The organism is Ignavibacteria bacterium, from assembly GCA_036262055.1.
Classification (GTDB): domain Bacteria; phylum Bacteroidota; class Ignavibacteria; order Tepidaquicellales; family Tepidaquicellaceae; genus DATAJP01.
Genome location: DATAJP010000002.1, coordinates 370,251 through 386,084 on the forward strand (window position 1 = coordinate 370,251; position 15,834 = coordinate 386,084).

Here is a 15,834-nt window from a genome sequence, read left to right on the forward strand (position 1 = left end):
ATGAAAACAAATCTGAAATATTTATTTGGTGTAGTCGCAATTGTAATGATAACGGCAGTGGTTTTGTATTCCTGCTCGGGAGCAGGAACGACGGGAACGGGACAGAGCATAAAAAACACAAAGTGGATGCTTGAGTCGCTTTACGGCGAGAGAGTCGACACGATGTATCTTACTTCCGGCAACGAGATTTCACTCAACTTCGCCGACAGCAGCCAGATGAACGGCAAAGCTCCCTGCAATCACTATTTCAGCACATATACCGTCACCGGAACAACGCTTACAATCGGTGCAATCGGAGCTACGAGAATGGCTTGCCCGGAGCTCGACCTGGAGCAGAGATATTTCTCATTTCTCGGCAACGTAACGAGATACAGCATATCAAGCAATGCTTCCGGCAACCGCCTGACGTTTTATTCAGTCACCGACGGTTTGACCACCACCGCAACATTCAGGAAGATGTATTAACCAACTCAACGCAGATTACTAAGATTTTGTTATGATTTAAAATTTCTTTGATTATAGAATATCATAAAAATCAGCGTTGAAATTGTTTCATCTTTCAAAAGAAAATAACTCCTTTCGGTCTGAAAGTCCTCTTCCAAAGGAGGACTTATTCATTTAAACTTTTTTCAATTATTCGTATGTTACAAAACATATGAAGACTATAACAACCTTATCAAAATATTTTTTCCTTCCCTCATTACTGATTGCAGCATTTATATTTATCTCCTGCTCAAGCTCGGGCTCCGAAAGAAAAATGAGCGGGCCTCCGTTTGAAAACACGATGTGGGCTCTTATATCAGTCACCGGTGATTCCGTAACCGCAGACTTTGACGTGAAATTCTCCACCGGGCAAGTCACCGGCACAGGACCGTGCAACAGTTTTACAGGAGTGTATAACCTGAACGGCACTGTAGTATCAATAAGCAAAATTTTATCAACGGATGTCGGATGTGCGCAGATACAAATGGAAGGAGAATATCTCCGGCTGCTTGGAGCGGCGCAGCGTTATGACATTCAAAATGGATATCTGAAAATATTTACTTCGGTTGATTACAAAGTAATGACTTTCGCCCCTGCAAATTAAACTCAACAAAGCTCAGTGAAAAAAGACCGGCTGGAGATGTTCAGTGACGGAGTTATTGCAATCATTATCACATTGATGGTGCTTGAAATAAAGCTTCCGGCATTTACATCCGATAATGTGCACGATGTAATCAGGCACGTGGGAGTTTATGCGCTGAGCTTCATTGTCATCGGGATTTTATGGCTCAACCACAATGCAATGTTCGAGCAGCTTGAAAAAGTTAACGCTTCAATCGTCTGGCTGAATTTTTTATTATTATTTTTTATGTCGCTCATCCCCCTGCCGACCGAAGCGCTTGGCTTGGATTTTTTTTCTTCTCAAAGCCACGTTTTTTATGGAGTAGTAATGACGCTGAATGCAGCGGCATACTCAACACTTCAGCTTGTAGTCAATAAAAATCTCACTCACATTCCCGAGAAAAACCGCCGCGACGTGAATAAGCTTAACTGGATTTGCACTGCGCTTTATGCAATCAGTATTCCGCTAAGCTTAATAAGCATTTACATCCCGACCGGAATTTTTATTTTAATCCCCGCGATTTATTTCATTCCATCAAAGAAGCTGTCGCCTAATAGATTGTAACCTCTGTTACTTTCTTTTCAAAGATGAAAAGGAAAGTAACCAAAGAAAAATCTTCCGCTCCTGAAAAATTGTCTAAATTTTTAAATAATTGCTATAAAATTCAAACTCGTATTCTGACAAGTCAGAATACTCAAACAGCGAATTTTATTGACGCAATTATTTCCAAATTCTTCGGCACAGCCGCCTCTTCGGGGTACGCCAATTTTTCAAATGCGGATTAAGAAAACAGGTTTTTATGAATCAAAAGAAAGTAACAGAAATTCAATTTTATGTATAAATAAATATACATATTTTAGAGTATGGCGAAGATAAACGTTACAATAATAGACGCGACGGGCAACAAGGAGCAGGAAGCGACTCTGCCCGATGATGCCCCGATAAAAAGAATCATGGAAGTCTTGCTTCCGAAAATGAAAATGCCTCTTACAGGACCCGACGGCGAACCGCTCTCATATAAGTTTCATCACAAAGCATCAGGCAAACAGCTCAAAGATAATCAGACCCTCTCAGAAGCCGGGGTGAAGGAAGGCGATGTCCTCCGGCTTCACCCGGAGATTACAGCAGGAAGTTTATAAAACAACATAACATTATTTATAAAAAATAAATAAAGTTCATATGAAAAATAACTTCAGGTTTATCATCGTTTATATTTTTTTACTTGCTTTAGTCTTCCCATACGGGCAGGTTTCCGCACAAACCACACCGCTAACAATAAAAGTTGTGGGATTTGATGTAAACAATAACTCCGAGCCAATATCAGGTGCAACAGTAACACTCAATGGAGCCGGATTTCTCCAAACCGGAGTTGAAGGAATTTTAATATACGACCATAATTATAAAAAAGATCAGGTAATAACAATAGCGGTAGATGCTAAAGGATATTTACCAAAATCAGTTACAATTACCGGTGAGACCTCTGAAGTAACCATTGCTCTTGAAAAGAAGCAAGCAAATGACATACCTCTTATAGTTCAGGTTGTAGATAAAAATACAAAACCTCTGGCCGGCGCACGTATATATATAGAACAAAATACAATGGGGGTAACTACAGACAACAACGGTGAAGGTTATATATTGCTGAACGTCAGCGACCTCAACAAAAAAATCACTGTGGAAGTATCTAAAGAAGGATATAAAACAGCATTCTCTACAATCCCGAGTGAACTATTACAACCATCACAGGAGGCGCGCTTATATACAGTTTTTCTTGTGAAAAAAAGAGATTTAGTTGGTTTATCAGGAACGTGGAAATCAGGATGGGGTGATGTAACTTTAAATATTACAGACGCTTCAGTTACCGGTTCATGGAAACAAGACAGCGAGAAAACAGGGCAGATAACGGAGGGTTCATTCGATGAAGATACCGGCGTTATGAGATTCAAATACAGCCAGCCCTGGAATAATGCAACCGGCACAACGGAATTTACATTATTCGAATCAGATACAGAATATACTTTCAGCGGAACATGGCAGCATGACGGCGGTGGAGGCGGGACATGGACTCTGACAAAAGCAAGATAATATAAAAATTAAGTATTAACAAACTTCTTATAAAAACCAAGAGTATTAAAATACTCTTGCCAACTTCACCTCTTTTTAACACTTCAATTAAAGTAATTTCAAATTAATTTATCGTTAATTTGTGTAATTCGTGAAATTAGTGGGTAAAATTTCTTATGAAAATCGACGTTGATAATAAATATTCACGCTTTGAGTTAATTTCCTGGTGGGATCAAAGCATTCTCAAGAACGCAAAAATTCTTGTAGTCGGATGCGGTGCGCTCGGAAATGAAATAGTGAAGAATCTTGCAATGCTCGGCGTTGGAAATATTTTTGTAGTCGATATGGATAAAGTCGAGAAATCGAATCTCACACGAAGCGTTTTGTTCCGTGAAGAAGACGAAGGAAAATACAAAGCCGAAATCATTGCAAAGCGCGCAAAGGAAATCAACAAAGATGTAAACGTAAAATATTACGCAGTAAATATTTTTAATCTCGGGCTCGGTGTGTTCAAGGAAATGGATTTGGTAATCTGCGGGCTTGATAACCGCGAGGCAAGATTGTTCGTTAATCAATCATGCAGAAAAGCAAACAAAGTCTGGATTGACGGAGCAATCGAAGTGCTCACAGGAGTCGCAAGGGTTTTTTATCCCGAAAATTCTCCGTGCTATGAATGCACAATGAGTGAAATTGATTATCAGCTTCTCAATAAAAGAAAATCCTGTCTGCTTCTTGGTATCGAAGACATCGAGCAAGGAAAAATTCCGACAACGCCGACTATCTCGTCAATCATTGCAGCAATTGAAGTTCAGGAAGCTGTGAAAGTACTGCACGGGTTTGATCAAAGCAGTATTCTCATCGGTAAAGGATTTATATACAACGGAATCTCGAATGACTCGTATATAGTAGAGTATCAGGAAAAAGAAGACTGCGCTTCGCATTATAATTTTAAGAATTTTCATAAGTTTGACGCAAAGTTCAGCGAAGCAAAGATAAAAGATATTTTTGATTTCGGATGCAAACATTTTAATACAGAAAAATTCGAATTAATGTTTAACAATGAAGTTGTATATGAATTATTCGACACGCAATCCGATTTGAAGAAAAAAATCTTCGCAAATATGAATACGATGAAAATCGATGACATAAAAGTTGACGATAAGATTCTAAAAATGAAATTATTTCATTCGGTTTACAACAAGAGCGAGCTGTATGATTACATAAAAGATAAAACTTTGAAGGAGCTTAACATTCCTGTTAATGACATTCTAACTCTTGCAACGGGAAAAGAAGACTTGCATATTGAATTTTTACCTGAGGAAATTTTCATTTAAACCTGAAAACACAAACCTGTCCATATTGCCATAGTTCAATCAAGCCCGGTGCTGATATTATTAAATGTCCCGTGTGCGAAACTCCGCATCACAAAGAATGCTGGGAGGAAAACAAAGGATGCACAACTTACGGATGCGAAGAAAATCCTGAAGTAAAAAAACAAAAACAGGAAAACCTCGATATTGCAAACGAAGTACCCCGCGGTGTAATCCCCCCAATCAACACAATTGAACCAATCCAGCCAGTTAACGAAACACAAAATATTCCCGGCGCAGGAATACCCGGTTTTGAAGGAATGATTCCCTGTTCCGAATGCGGACAGCTTGTTGATGCAAATTCATCATATTGCAAATTCTGTGGACATAACATCATCCTCAAATCCAGCGAAGAAGACCGTCAAAAGTTTAATGAACAAGTTGAGACTGCTTATAAACAAAAAGCATCGTTCCATAAAAAAAGAATTTTTTTCCTTTTTGCTTCAATTTTTCTTTTATTCATACTTATTATATACGGAATCTATAAAGTCTATAATTACTTTGACCAAAACATAACCTCAGATGAATATGCAATAGCAAAAACACTCGATAACTGGGAAGCGGCATGGGAAAATGAAAACTTAAACGAGTATTCAAAATATCTTACGGCAGATTATGGATATTACGGAAGCGATAATAAAAAAATTGATAAGGAAACTCGTCTAAAGCGCATCGATTATACCTTCGATAGATATAATTATATTAACATCAATATTGACAGCTTGAAATATCAAAAGATAAATGACAATCCTGTTGAGTATAAAGTAACTTTTTATGAAAAATATAATTCGGATAAATTTAAATCCGACGGACAAAAAACTTTATACATGCGGAAAGAAAATGATGAATGGAAAATCTACAGAGAAGAGTTTAAATAACCCCCTTTGTCATTCTGAGCGAAGCGAAGAATCCCCTTCATATTGGTAATGGGATGACCTAAAGGGTACCCCTTCGTCGCTAAAGCTCCTCAGAAAGACACAAGCTTAAATCATTTAGCTAAAGAAAAAATAAGCTACCAGCAAACCAATAATCAACGTCAATCCAAATTGAATATTCAACTGCGCTGTCATAATTGTATGCTTTGAGCCGTATTCAAATCTCGCCTGCGGCTCATCGGGAATGCCGCTAATCATTGTCATGAGTTTCCATGCCGCCGGGAAAGTAATAAGCGCAAGCAAAGCAAACGGAGAAATTCTTCCGATGGCAACAAAAATAATCAAAGAAACATAAGCGCCAATCAGTAAAGCCCAGTATAATTTAATCGATAAATCCTGACCGATAAGTATTGGTAGAGTCTTAACACCGAATTTTCCATCGAAGTTAATATCGCGGATATTATTCGAGTGAAGTATTGCGTCAATCAATAATCCAAGCGGAAGCGAATAAAGAATAGGTCCCCATGCGAACTGTCCTGTCTGAACTATGTAAGCGCCGAGAGTCATTCCGACACCGAAAGAAAATATCACTTGCAAATCACCAAGCGCTTTATATTTTAACGCAACAGGGGCAGCAGTATAAAAAATCGCCGATAAAAATCCGAAAGCTGTCAGATATAATATCCATGGACCGACCTGAGTATAAAGATAAATGCCGATTAAAGTTGCAACGGATATGGAAATGAACGCAACCATTTTCATAAATTTCAAATCAGCTATTCCCATCGAAAGCACCATCGAGCCTCCGTGAGGAATTCCGGTTTTTTCATCCGCCTTATCGATTCCTTTTTTGAAGTCATAAATGTCATTAACAACATTCGTGCCGACTTGAATAAGCACTCCACCGATTAATGTCAGAATGAAATTGAAAAAATTAAATCTTCCTCCGACAACGGGAAGCGCAAGTACCGAACCGAAAATTATCGGAATGACTGATGCAGGAAAGGAATAAGCACGTGATGCCATAATTGCCTTCTGCATTGTGTTCATCGGTTTGGCTTGCTCTGGTTTATTTGTTTGTTCGCTCATAAATTATTTATGTTATAAAATTTATTCTATGTCCGTTGTTATCCAGCAGTCACCCGTGTGTAGCCCAGGATTAGATGACATTTTCATAAATAAAAACAACTGCATTTTGTAACCTGTAAGCCACTTGATGCTTGTCTCGGTAATCGCCATTCCCATCGGAAACTCTTCCCTCCAGGGAACCATAACAATTTTTTCTTCAAGCATTTTGATGTCAACTTTTTCCATCAGGCTTTGAATCTTCACCCATTGCTCGTCCATCTTTTGCAAAAAATTTTCCGGTGTTACTTTGCCACTGTCCTTGCTATACTTAGAATACATTTCAATCTGCGTCTCGAGTGTTCCATTTACATAAAAATCAATCGGCGATACCGCAACCCAGCTCAGGTATTGCAGAAGCTCCAAAATGCTTCGCGTATTTTCAAAAGGTTTATAGTCATATGAACCGGCAGGAAGCAAAGTAAACAATCTTTTGCAGACGTTTATTTCTCTCTCAATTGCAGTTAAAATTGTGGCTTTGAAATCCATTCGTATGTTTAAAAATAAGCAGTTTTCAGACAATATGTAATTTAAAAATCTTGTCATTCTAACAAAATTTTAAATCCTATGATTACACTGAATTTTACTGAAACTTATTGTAAATTATTAAGTTATATTAGTAATTAAGGGTTTTTATCGTGTCAACACTTCAGTTAACCGCACAGAACACATACAACGAGATTACTTCACGGCTCTCGGCAATCAGCCGCAAAGAATCGCTTTATGTTTTTGCAAATAATTTCCTCCGACTGCTCATTTTTTCTGCTTCGCTTTTATTCGTAATTCTTGTTCTTGAATCCATTTTCAGCTTCAACTCTACAATAAGAAAAGTTTTGTTTTTTGGATTCATTGCTGTCTCAATCGGCTCTCTTGGAATAATTCTGTTTAATTTCTTCAAATCATTTTTTCAGAACATTAACTCAGTTGCTTATGCAAATAAGCTCGGGAAGTATTATCCCGACATAAAAGACAAGCTTTCAAATTCTTTGTTCTTGTATGATAAAGCCGGAGCGATAAAATCTAACTCTGATGAATTGATTTTTGAAAACTTACTTCAGGTTAATGACAACATAAAAAACAAAAATCTTGCTTCGTTCATAAATTATAAATCGTTACGGAATAAGTTTTTTGTTCTGTTAAGCGTCGGAGTAATTTATGTTTTATCGTTTGCATTTTTTGGAAACGACCTGAATGCCGCTTATTTCAGATTGGTGAATTACCAGTATAGCTTCATTAACAACGAATACGGAATTTATTTTGAAGTAACTCCCGGCAGCGTTGAAATCGTTAAAGGCGGTGAAGCGGAAATAAAAGTTACACTAAAGTCCAACAAACCCGATTTAAAAGTTGAAGAAATAAACCTAACCTTAATCGAGAAATTTGCTGACGGAACCGAAGTCGAAAAAGAGAAACGAACTTTAACAAGCTCGGGGAATAATGTTTATTACACCAAGATTGAAAACATAAACAACCCGCTGACTTACTTTGTAAGTCTTGAAGATATAAATTCTTCAAAATACTTTATTTCAGTTTCTGATTATCCTGTTGTAAAAAAATTCTTTGTTACCATTACACCTCCGGCGGTTTCAGGACTTCCCCAAAAGAAATTAAACGAAAACGAAGGCAACATAATCTGTCCCGAAGGAAGCCAAATCAGTTTTTATCTTGAATCAAATAAAGAACTTTCCCAGGCAGGCATTACTTTCAACGGGCAGTTCATTTCATTTAACACAAACGGCGATAAAGCAAACGGCTCCATAACCGCATCACAGAACGGGAAATATAAATTTACTTTAAAAGACATCAACGGCACAGACGGAAAAAATGCAACAGAGTATAACATCACCGTCAACTCAAATCAGCCGCCGACAGTTACGATAATTGAACCGCAGGAAGTCAATTATACAATCAAAGCACAATCCGAGCTTTTACTTCGCGCAAGGATTTCTGATGACTACGGGTTTTCATCTTTGAAATTGAACTACGCAATCTCGAACAACAACTCAACTGCTGCACCAAAGTTTACTTCGTTTAACATTCCCGTAACAAACCTCAACGCAACTGCTGTTGAAGTTCCTTATATATGGAATTTTCCAAAGCCCGGAAAAAATCAGAGAGTTGAGTATTATCTCGAAGTTACCGACAACACCGGAAAAACCGGCAAGAGCGAACTGCGAACTTTGAGTTATTTCTCCGCATCGGACTTGCTCAAAGAAACAGAAAAGCTTACAAGTGAAATCAAAGCTGATTTAAACTCAATAGTTAAGAGCATGTCCGACATGAGTCAGCAGTCACAGCAGTCACGCAACCTGATGAAAACGAATGAAGAACTTGGTTTAAATGATCCTAATCAAAAACAGCAAATCCAGGAAAAAGTCGAAAATCTTCAGAACACTTTGCAGGATGCGCAAAATAAAATAGAACAAAGTTTGAACGAGCTTCAAAAAACCAACATGCTCAATGATAAAACACTGGAGCAATATATGAAGCTTCAGGAATTGTTTAACAAGATTAACACTCCCGAGCTTCAGGATATGCTTAAAAAAATTCAGGATGCCTTAAAGAAAAATAATCCTCAGGAACTCCGCGATGCGATGAAGAATTTTAACTTCGATGAAGAAATGTTCAAGAAAAACATGGAAAAGCTGATGGACTTAATGAAAAAAATCGAGAGCATGCAAAAACTCGGGGAACTTACCCAAAAGCTTGATGACATAACTAAACAACAAGATGAATTAAAAAAAGAAACTGAGAACGCTAATCAAAACGACCCGCAAAAATTATCTGAGTTAGCTAATAAGCAGCAGGACATAAAACAGCAAACAAACGATTTTAAACAAAAACTGCAGGAAGCTGTTGACCAGATGAAAGACCTGCAGAAACGCGGCAATGATGATATGAATCCAAAAAAGTTTGAAGATTTGCTGAATAAAATGAATAAGAAAAATACCGAGAACAAAATGCAGAAATCAAGCGAGCAGATGCAGAACGATAAAAACCAATCAGAAGAAACTCAGGAAGAAATTATGCAAGATCTGAATGAAATGAATGAAGAAATGCAGCAATCTTTAGACGAAATGCTTGACACACAGGATATGTCTCAGAAGATGATGGATAAAATGAAAGACATAAAAAGCAATCTTGAAGAGCTTAGCAAAAAACAGCAGGAGCTTAAAGAAAAAACTCAGGAACTTGGCAATAATGATAAACAAAATTTTCAGAGTAAATCCAAAGACCAGTCAGGTCTTCAAAAAGATTTATCGCAGAACATAGATGACCTTATGGGGATGTCGAAAGACGGATTTCAGATGAGTCCGGAGCTTGGCAAAGAGCTCGGCAATTCTTATAATAAGATGGATAAAGCATCCGAAGATTTACAGAACAGCAAAAAGAGTGATGCAGTTGGTAATCAGGGTAAAGCAAAAGAATCCTTGGATAACGCTGCAAAGATGCTTGGTGATATGCTTTCTGAAATGCAGCAGAGCATGAGCGGGAAAAGCGGTAAAGATGGGAAATCAGGCAATGGAAAAATGAACCAGCTAATGCAGCAGCTTGCAAATGTGATTGCGCAGCAGCAGGGGCTTGCAGGTCAGATGGGACAATTTGGTCAGAACGGCAAAGACAGCAAAGAAGGACAAAACGGAAAAAACGGTAAGGATGGAAAATCAGGAAAAGATGGTTACAGTCAGGAACAATTACAGCAAATTGATAAGCTGAGAATGGAGCAGCAGCAAATAGAGAAATCCATGGAGCAGCTTCAGAGAGAATTTGAAGAAGAAAAACAGCGCTCAGGTGAAAAGCTTCTCGGCGACATGAATGAAATGAGAAAAGAAATGAATGAAATTATCAAGCAGATGTCAGAATATAAAATTGATGACCAGTTAATCGAAAAGCAAAACCGCATTCTTTCCAGAATGCTCGATGCTCAGCTTTCGCAAAGAGAAAAAGATTTCGAACAAAAACGCGAGTCAAAACCCGGCAATAACGTAGTTCGCAATACTCCTCCCGAAATTATTTTAAGCGGTCCGAACTCATTCAATGCCTTAAAAGAGGAGTTCCTGAAAATCCAAAAAAACGGCTATAATGAGGATTATGAACTGCTTATATCCAAATACCTCCTGCAATTAAAGCAATCCGGTTATATTGATAATTGAAACATTAATCCTTAATTTATGTTTAACATTATAGGATTAAATTCCGGGAAGAAATGGGAATCTTCCCTGCCGAAAATTCAGGCAAAACAAAAGTAAAATGAAAAACATAAAGTATTTGTTAATATTGTTTATTCTTGCGTTCACTTCACAGGTGTTTTCGCAGACGGTTTATAATTTCACAGACGGTTTAGCTCAGGCTAAATCCCAGAACAAAAAAGTCATTGTTGAAATTTATATTCCCGACAATACCTGGGTTGATAAGATGAACGGTATTTATGCAGAGCCGGCAATATCAAGCATTCTTGCTTCAAGTTTTGTTTTTGTCCGACTTAACGCATCGGGAACTGAAACTTATTCATACGGTGGAAAAAACATTTCTGCTGCTGACCTTGCAAGACAGTTCGAAGCAATGAGCTATCCTACGCACGTGTTTTTAAATCCTGACGGTTCTGTCATTACATTTTTGTATAATGGAGCTACTTCAAGGAATGTCCCGGGTTATATGGATGCAGGAGATTTTGAGCAGGTGCTGATTTATTTCAGAGATGGGAAAACAAGTACTGACCTGTCTACGATTTTATAATTTTTGTCATTCTGAACGAAGTGAAGAATCCCACACAAAAGTGTGGGATTCTTCGTTCGCAAAGCTCATAAGAATGACACCAATATCATCTCTTAAACTTCTCTTTTAATTTTTTCTGAACATATTTGGGAACGAAATCAGAAACATCTCCCCTGAATGACGAAAGCTCTCTAACAATTGATGAGTTCAGATAAGTATATTTTTCATTTGGCATCATAAATATCGTAGTAAGCTCGCTGTCAAGCTTATGATTTATAAGCGACATCTGAAACTCATACTCAAAGTCAGATACCGCTCTCAATCCTCTTATCAGCACGGAAGCATTTTTTTTCTTTGCATAGTCAACCAGGAGTCCGTCAAAAATATCTACTTTCACGTTTCCGTAATTTTTGACACATTCTTCAATCATGTCCCTGCGTTCTTGTTTTGTGAATAGTTGTTTCTTGCCGGAATTAACCGCAATCGTTACAATTATTTTATCAAATAATTTCGATGCGCGTTTTATTATGTCAAGATGACCGTTTGTTATGGGGTCGAATGTTCCCGGATATAACGCTGTTATTTTTTTCATCTGAAAAATGTAAAATGTGAAATGCCAATTTTCTTTTCAAGAAAAACTCTGTTGGAAAAATCTTTTTTGAAATTTATTTTATCGCTATGTTCAAGAACAAACATTGTCTCTGATTTCAGAACACGGGCAATGAGTTTATCATAATATTCAAATTCATATGGCGGGTCTGCAAAAACGAGCGCTGAATTTAACTCCGAATCTGTAAATTTCAGGACATCTCCTCTCACGATTTTTGAATTTTCTTCCAGTTTTAACATTTTAATATTTTCTTCAACTGTTTTTGTGTTAAAATCCACAAATGTGCAGAAGCCGGCTCCTCTTGAAAGGCATTCGATTCCAAAGCTTCCTGTTCCGCAAAATAAATCCATACCTTTTATGCCTTCAAAATCTATAAGATTATTTAAAACATTAAACAAGGTCTCACGGGCGCGGTCGGTTGTAGGTCTTACATTTTCCGTTTGAGGCGATTTAAGAATCCTGCTTTTATATTTTCCCGATATGACACGCAAAATTAAATTAATGCTCCTGCAACGGATGCAAACTTATAACCGGAATTATTCAACACATCTTTATTGACAAAATTCTCTCCTGGTTTTAAAAAATTCAACGGGTTTATTATGCTTATTTCTTTATTGCCGTAAAATTTTTTTATTTCATTCAAAACGTATTCGGAATAATCTTCACCCGATATATAAATATTTTTTACCCTCTCAAATTCTTTTCTGCTGTTTAATCTTTTTATGTTATTCTCAAGCTCTATGTCGAAGTTGTTGTCTTTAAAATAAACGTAATCATAACAAAGCAAACTATTTCCGCTCATTATAAGGTAATCGATGCGGTTTTTATAACAGTTCATTATAAGTTTTGAATCCGCTCCGGGATTTGTTTTGAAAAGATTATTAAGGGCAAACAAATCAATGTCAATTTTTTCAATTGTCAGATTGCATCGCCGGAAAAGCTCATTTATAAAATTAATGCAGTTATTTCTAATGCTTATGGTAAGAATTCTATAATCTCCGAGAATATCCTGTGCTTCGCTTGAGGAAATAATTTTGTGATAATTTACAATAAAGTTTTTATATATATCCGGATAAAAATTTGAAATGTCCCAGATGATATATGACTTAAGGGATTCAGCATCAAAAGTTTCTACCGGAACCGAGTTAATAAAAAATTGATTTACATCAAGAATAAGCCGCGCATTAAGCGCAGGTATATTTTCACTTTTTAAGGCATTTGAAATTATTTCCGCAAGCTCATTTATTATTTCAAAATTGCTTCCATAAATTGAAACGTCCTCACTGAAGTCAACATTTGATTCTTCTTCTTTTAAAAAAATAATTTCATTTTTTGCATCAGTGCAAAGTATGCGGATTTTTTTTTGTGTCAGATTTATGGAGGTGTTTATCAATTTAGTATATTCTTAATCTTTTATCTTTATGAATTCTTTTATCTTATCAAATTTTGCTTTTTTTATTCCATCAACTTTCATTATGTCTTCTATTTTTCTAAAATTTCCTTTTTTATTCCTGTAAGCAACAATCTCGCCTGCCATTGCTTCACCAATTCCGGGAAGTTTTATAAAATCATTTATTGTAGCAGTATTAATATTAACGGATAAAAATTCCTTATACTCATTCTGTTTTTTGTTAAGAAGTGAATCTATAACATTGTTTAAGCTGTCCGAAATCGTTGTGTCGCCGCTTAAAAGCTTACTATACGTTTCCGATGCTTTGCGATATTTCTCATCGAATTCGGAAAAATCATAAGGAGGAAGCTCGGGTTTGCTGATAACTTCCACGTACAGCTTAATGCTAAATCCTACGGTAAGAACAATAATTAAAAATAGAATTACACGTTTTTCATTTTTTGTAAAGCCAATGTATTTCTGCCAGTCTTTCACTTCAGATGTTTTTCATCGTTCACAATAATTTAAAGATTTTATAACGAATATTCGGGATAAAAAAGAAGATATGCTGAAATAAAAAAGGGCTGTCTTGCAGCCCTTTTTAAATGAAATATTTTTTGAAAACATTACTGTTCAATACCCGTAACGGTTCTTTCTCTCAGGAATTGATTTTCACCCTTTGTGTTAATTTTAACATTAACGGTAAGCTTTACTTCTCCGCCGACGGTTTCCATTTTTTCAAGATGAATTAATCCCCATACTTTATTTGGAGTTACACCATTTTCATATTTTCCTTTCAAATAAAATGAAAGAACCATTCTGTTTGAAAGAGGTGGATTAAGATATTGCGGGTTGGAATATTGAGCCGTTGATGTAATATTAAAAAATTCCGTGGTTGGTTGAACGGTTGTGGAACCAATGTTTTTAATCCGTGATATTGTATCAAAACGCTCTTTTGATAAATCATCATACTCTCTTAGCATTTTAAAAAGAGTTTCAGAGCCTGCCGGCAAATCGAGAAGAGATAAACTGCCATCTCTTAAAAACCAATCTTGATTTGTTCCATCAAGATCTTTGAGTAAAATATCTTTTTGAGTACTTTCTGAAGTAACAATTGTACCGGTAAATAAATTAATACCCGACATTGATGTTGGACTCATATAACCCGTTATAACTCTTCCCGAATAAACATGTACATTTGTATCTGTTATTATCGTTGGACCGGTGGGATTATCTTCGCAGCCGCTTCCTGTTGAAGCAATGTAAACCATAATGCTTGCTACAATAAGAAATAGAATATTTCTTTTCATAGTTTTTCTCCTTTGATTTTAATTAGTTATTTATTTTTTAAATTCAGGGAAGAATATTCTTTCCATAACTTCCGTTTTCCCCGTATCTTTATTTATTTTATAAAACATACCTGCAAACTTAACATCATTTGTCGCAACCTCATGGCGGTGGGGAGTGCTGAAGATAAATCTTTTTATGGCGGATTCTTTATTCGTGCCAATTACGGAATCATAAGGTCCCGTCATGCCGGAATCTGTAATATATGCAGTTCCGTTTTCGGAAATCCTCTCATCGGCTGTCTGCACATGAGTATGTGTACCGACTATTGCAGATGCTCTGCCGTCCGCATAATAATAAAATGCGAGTTTTTCTGCCGATGCTTCCGCATGGAAATCAACAAAAATTATCTTTGTTTCTTTGCTGACTGCTTTATACACTTCATCGAATCCTCTGAAGGGACAATCGATATATTTCAAATAAACACGTCCCATCAGGCTGACAACGCCTATTTTGCACTTTTCATCTTTAACGCTATAAACTCCGTAGCCGTTCCCGTAAACCCCCTTCGGATAGTTAAAAGGACGCAGTACATTTGTTGCATTTTTGATGAAATTATGCGCCTGAATCTTGTCAAAAGTGTGATTTCCACCCGTTAAAACATCAATTCCAAGCTCAAGAAGTTTTTTTGCGTCACGCTCGAGTATGCCGTTGCCTTCATTTATATTCTCCCCGTTTGCAATCGTAAAATCGATTTCATATTTCTTTTTAAGCTCAGGTAAAACTTCTTTTGTGAATTTATATCCCGGCTCACCGACAATGTCCCCTATAAAAAGAACGTTAATGTAATCTTTCAAAATTTCTCTGTTCGTTTTTAATTTTTTCAAAAATAATTCGCCGGGTCGAGACCTTTCCAGTGACAATAATTTTTTAAATCGGTTTGTATCGATTTAAATATTGCTGCGAACGCAACAGCGTCATCGGTATAACCGAATATCGGAAGTATATCGGGAATGATATCAAGCGGATTAATAAAATAAAGCAATGCAGCCGTAATTAACCCAACCGTTCTCCACGGCACCTGCGTATATCTTTTTGCTTTAAAATCTTTCATCATCTGCATCCCGAGCTTTACCTGGTCAAACAATTTAAATAATTTTTCTCTCTTAACTTTATCTTCTTTTGCATCAATTACTTTTTCGCTCGATAAAACTTTATCAACCTCCGCCGGAGTAATGTGCTCTGCTTTTTCTTCTATGCCTGAAATTATTTTTGTGTCTTTGTCTTCCATA

Annotated in this window: 18 protein-coding genes; 9 read left to right on the plus strand and 9 right to left on the minus strand. The window is 36.7% G+C overall.

Annotated elements, in window-relative coordinates:
- From VHP32_03405 to VHP32_03435, 7 genes are all read left to right on the plus strand, one after another.
- Entirely contained in the window at positions 1 to 465 is a 465-nt protein-coding gene (locus VHP32_03405; protein HEX2786926.1) for an META domain-containing protein, read from the plus strand.
- A gap of 190 nt (positions 466 to 655) precedes the next feature.
- On the plus strand, positions 656 to 1,087 hold the full coding sequence (locus tag VHP32_03410) for an META domain-containing protein (protein HEX2786927.1): 432 nt from the start codon (positions 656 to 658) through the stop codon (positions 1,085 to 1,087).
- Positions 1,088 to 1,102: 15 nt separating this feature from the next.
- Positions 1,103 to 1,669 (plus strand): TMEM175 family protein, encoded by a 567-nt coding sequence (locus VHP32_03415; protein HEX2786928.1) that lies wholly within the window; start codon positions 1,103 to 1,105, stop codon positions 1,667 to 1,669.
- 299 nt (positions 1,670 to 1,968) lie between these two features.
- The gene (locus VHP32_03420; protein ID HEX2786929.1) at positions 1,969 to 2,244 is read left to right on the plus strand and encodes an EsaB/YukD family protein; all 276 of its coding nucleotides are present in this window, start codon (positions 1,969 to 1,971) and stop codon (positions 2,242 to 2,244) included.
- A 40-nt stretch (positions 2,245 to 2,284) separates the two neighbouring features.
- A complete protein-coding gene (locus tag VHP32_03425; protein HEX2786930.1) occupies positions 2,285 to 3,190 on the plus strand; it encodes a carboxypeptidase-like regulatory domain-containing protein in 906 nt (301 codons plus the stop codon).
- Between the two features lie 155 nt (positions 3,191 to 3,345).
- Complete coding sequence (locus VHP32_03430) at positions 3,346 to 4,503, plus strand: ThiF family adenylyltransferase (protein HEX2786931.1); 1,158 nt, start codon at positions 3,346 to 3,348, stop codon at positions 4,501 to 4,503.
- Between the two features lie 2 nt (positions 4,504 to 4,505).
- Positions 4,506 to 5,417: an RING finger protein gene (locus VHP32_03435; protein HEX2786932.1), complete on the plus strand. Its 912-nt coding sequence runs from the start codon at positions 4,506 to 4,508 to the stop codon at positions 5,415 to 5,417.
- 114 nt (positions 5,418 to 5,531) lie between these two features.
- Here VHP32_03435 and VHP32_03440 read toward each other — a convergent pair whose 3' ends face one another.
- Together VHP32_03440 and VHP32_03445 are read right to left on the minus strand one after the other, a co-directional pair.
- Positions 5,532 to 6,503, minus strand: coding sequence for a prenyltransferase (locus VHP32_03440; protein HEX2786933.1), 972 nt, complete (start codon positions 6,501 to 6,503; stop codon positions 5,532 to 5,534).
- Between the two features lie 21 nt (positions 6,504 to 6,524).
- The gene (locus tag VHP32_03445) at positions 6,525 to 7,028 is read right to left on the minus strand and encodes a hypothetical protein (GenBank protein HEX2786934.1); all 504 of its coding nucleotides are present in this window, start codon (positions 7,026 to 7,028) and stop codon (positions 6,525 to 6,527) included.
- Positions 7,029 to 7,177: 149 nt separating this feature from the next.
- On the opposite strand from VHP32_03445, the gene VHP32_03450 reads away from it, so the two are divergent.
- Together VHP32_03450 and VHP32_03455 are read left to right on the plus strand one after the other, a co-directional pair.
- On the plus strand, positions 7,178 to 10,693 hold the full coding sequence (locus tag VHP32_03450; GenBank protein HEX2786935.1) for a DUF4175 family protein: 3,516 nt from the start codon (positions 7,178 to 7,180) through the stop codon (positions 10,691 to 10,693).
- 97 nt (positions 10,694 to 10,790) lie between these two features.
- A complete protein-coding gene (locus VHP32_03455) occupies positions 10,791 to 11,276 on the plus strand; it encodes a hypothetical protein (GenBank protein ID HEX2786936.1) in 486 nt (161 codons plus the stop codon).
- A gap of 85 nt (positions 11,277 to 11,361) precedes the next feature.
- On the opposite strand, the gene coaD is transcribed toward VHP32_03455, so the two are convergent.
- From coaD to VHP32_03490, 7 genes are all read right to left on the minus strand, one after another.
- A complete protein-coding gene (gene coaD, locus VHP32_03460; GenBank protein ID HEX2786937.1) occupies positions 11,362 to 11,847 on the minus strand; it encodes a pantetheine-phosphate adenylyltransferase in 486 nt (161 codons plus the stop codon).
- Positions 11,844 to 12,356 (minus strand): RsmD family RNA methyltransferase, encoded by a 513-nt coding sequence (locus tag VHP32_03465; GenBank protein ID HEX2786938.1) that lies wholly within the window; start codon positions 12,354 to 12,356, stop codon positions 11,844 to 11,846. The genes coaD and VHP32_03465 overlap by 4 nt, the downstream gene beginning before the upstream one ends.
- 2 nt (positions 12,357 to 12,358) lie before the next feature.
- Entirely contained in the window at positions 12,359 to 13,258 is a 900-nt protein-coding gene (locus tag VHP32_03470; protein ID HEX2786939.1) for a hypothetical protein, read from the minus strand.
- A 12-nt stretch (positions 13,259 to 13,270) separates the two neighbouring features.
- Entirely contained in the window at positions 13,271 to 13,750 is a 480-nt protein-coding gene (locus tag VHP32_03475; GenBank protein HEX2786940.1) for a helix-hairpin-helix domain-containing protein, read from the minus strand.
- Between the two features lie 131 nt (positions 13,751 to 13,881).
- A complete protein-coding gene (locus VHP32_03480) occupies positions 13,882 to 14,565 on the minus strand; it encodes a hypothetical protein (GenBank protein ID HEX2786941.1) in 684 nt (227 codons plus the stop codon).
- Between the two features lie 30 nt (positions 14,566 to 14,595).
- Positions 14,596 to 15,429, minus strand: a complete 834-nt coding sequence (locus tag VHP32_03485) for a TIGR00282 family metallophosphoesterase (GenBank protein ID HEX2786942.1) — start codon at positions 15,427 to 15,429, stop codon at positions 14,596 to 14,598.
- The gene (locus VHP32_03490; GenBank protein HEX2786943.1) at positions 15,426 to 15,833 is read right to left on the minus strand and encodes a YkvA family protein; all 408 of its coding nucleotides are present in this window, start codon (positions 15,831 to 15,833) and stop codon (positions 15,426 to 15,428) included. The genes VHP32_03485 and VHP32_03490 overlap by 4 nt, the downstream gene beginning before the upstream one ends.
- Position 15,834 lies beyond the last annotated feature (1 nt).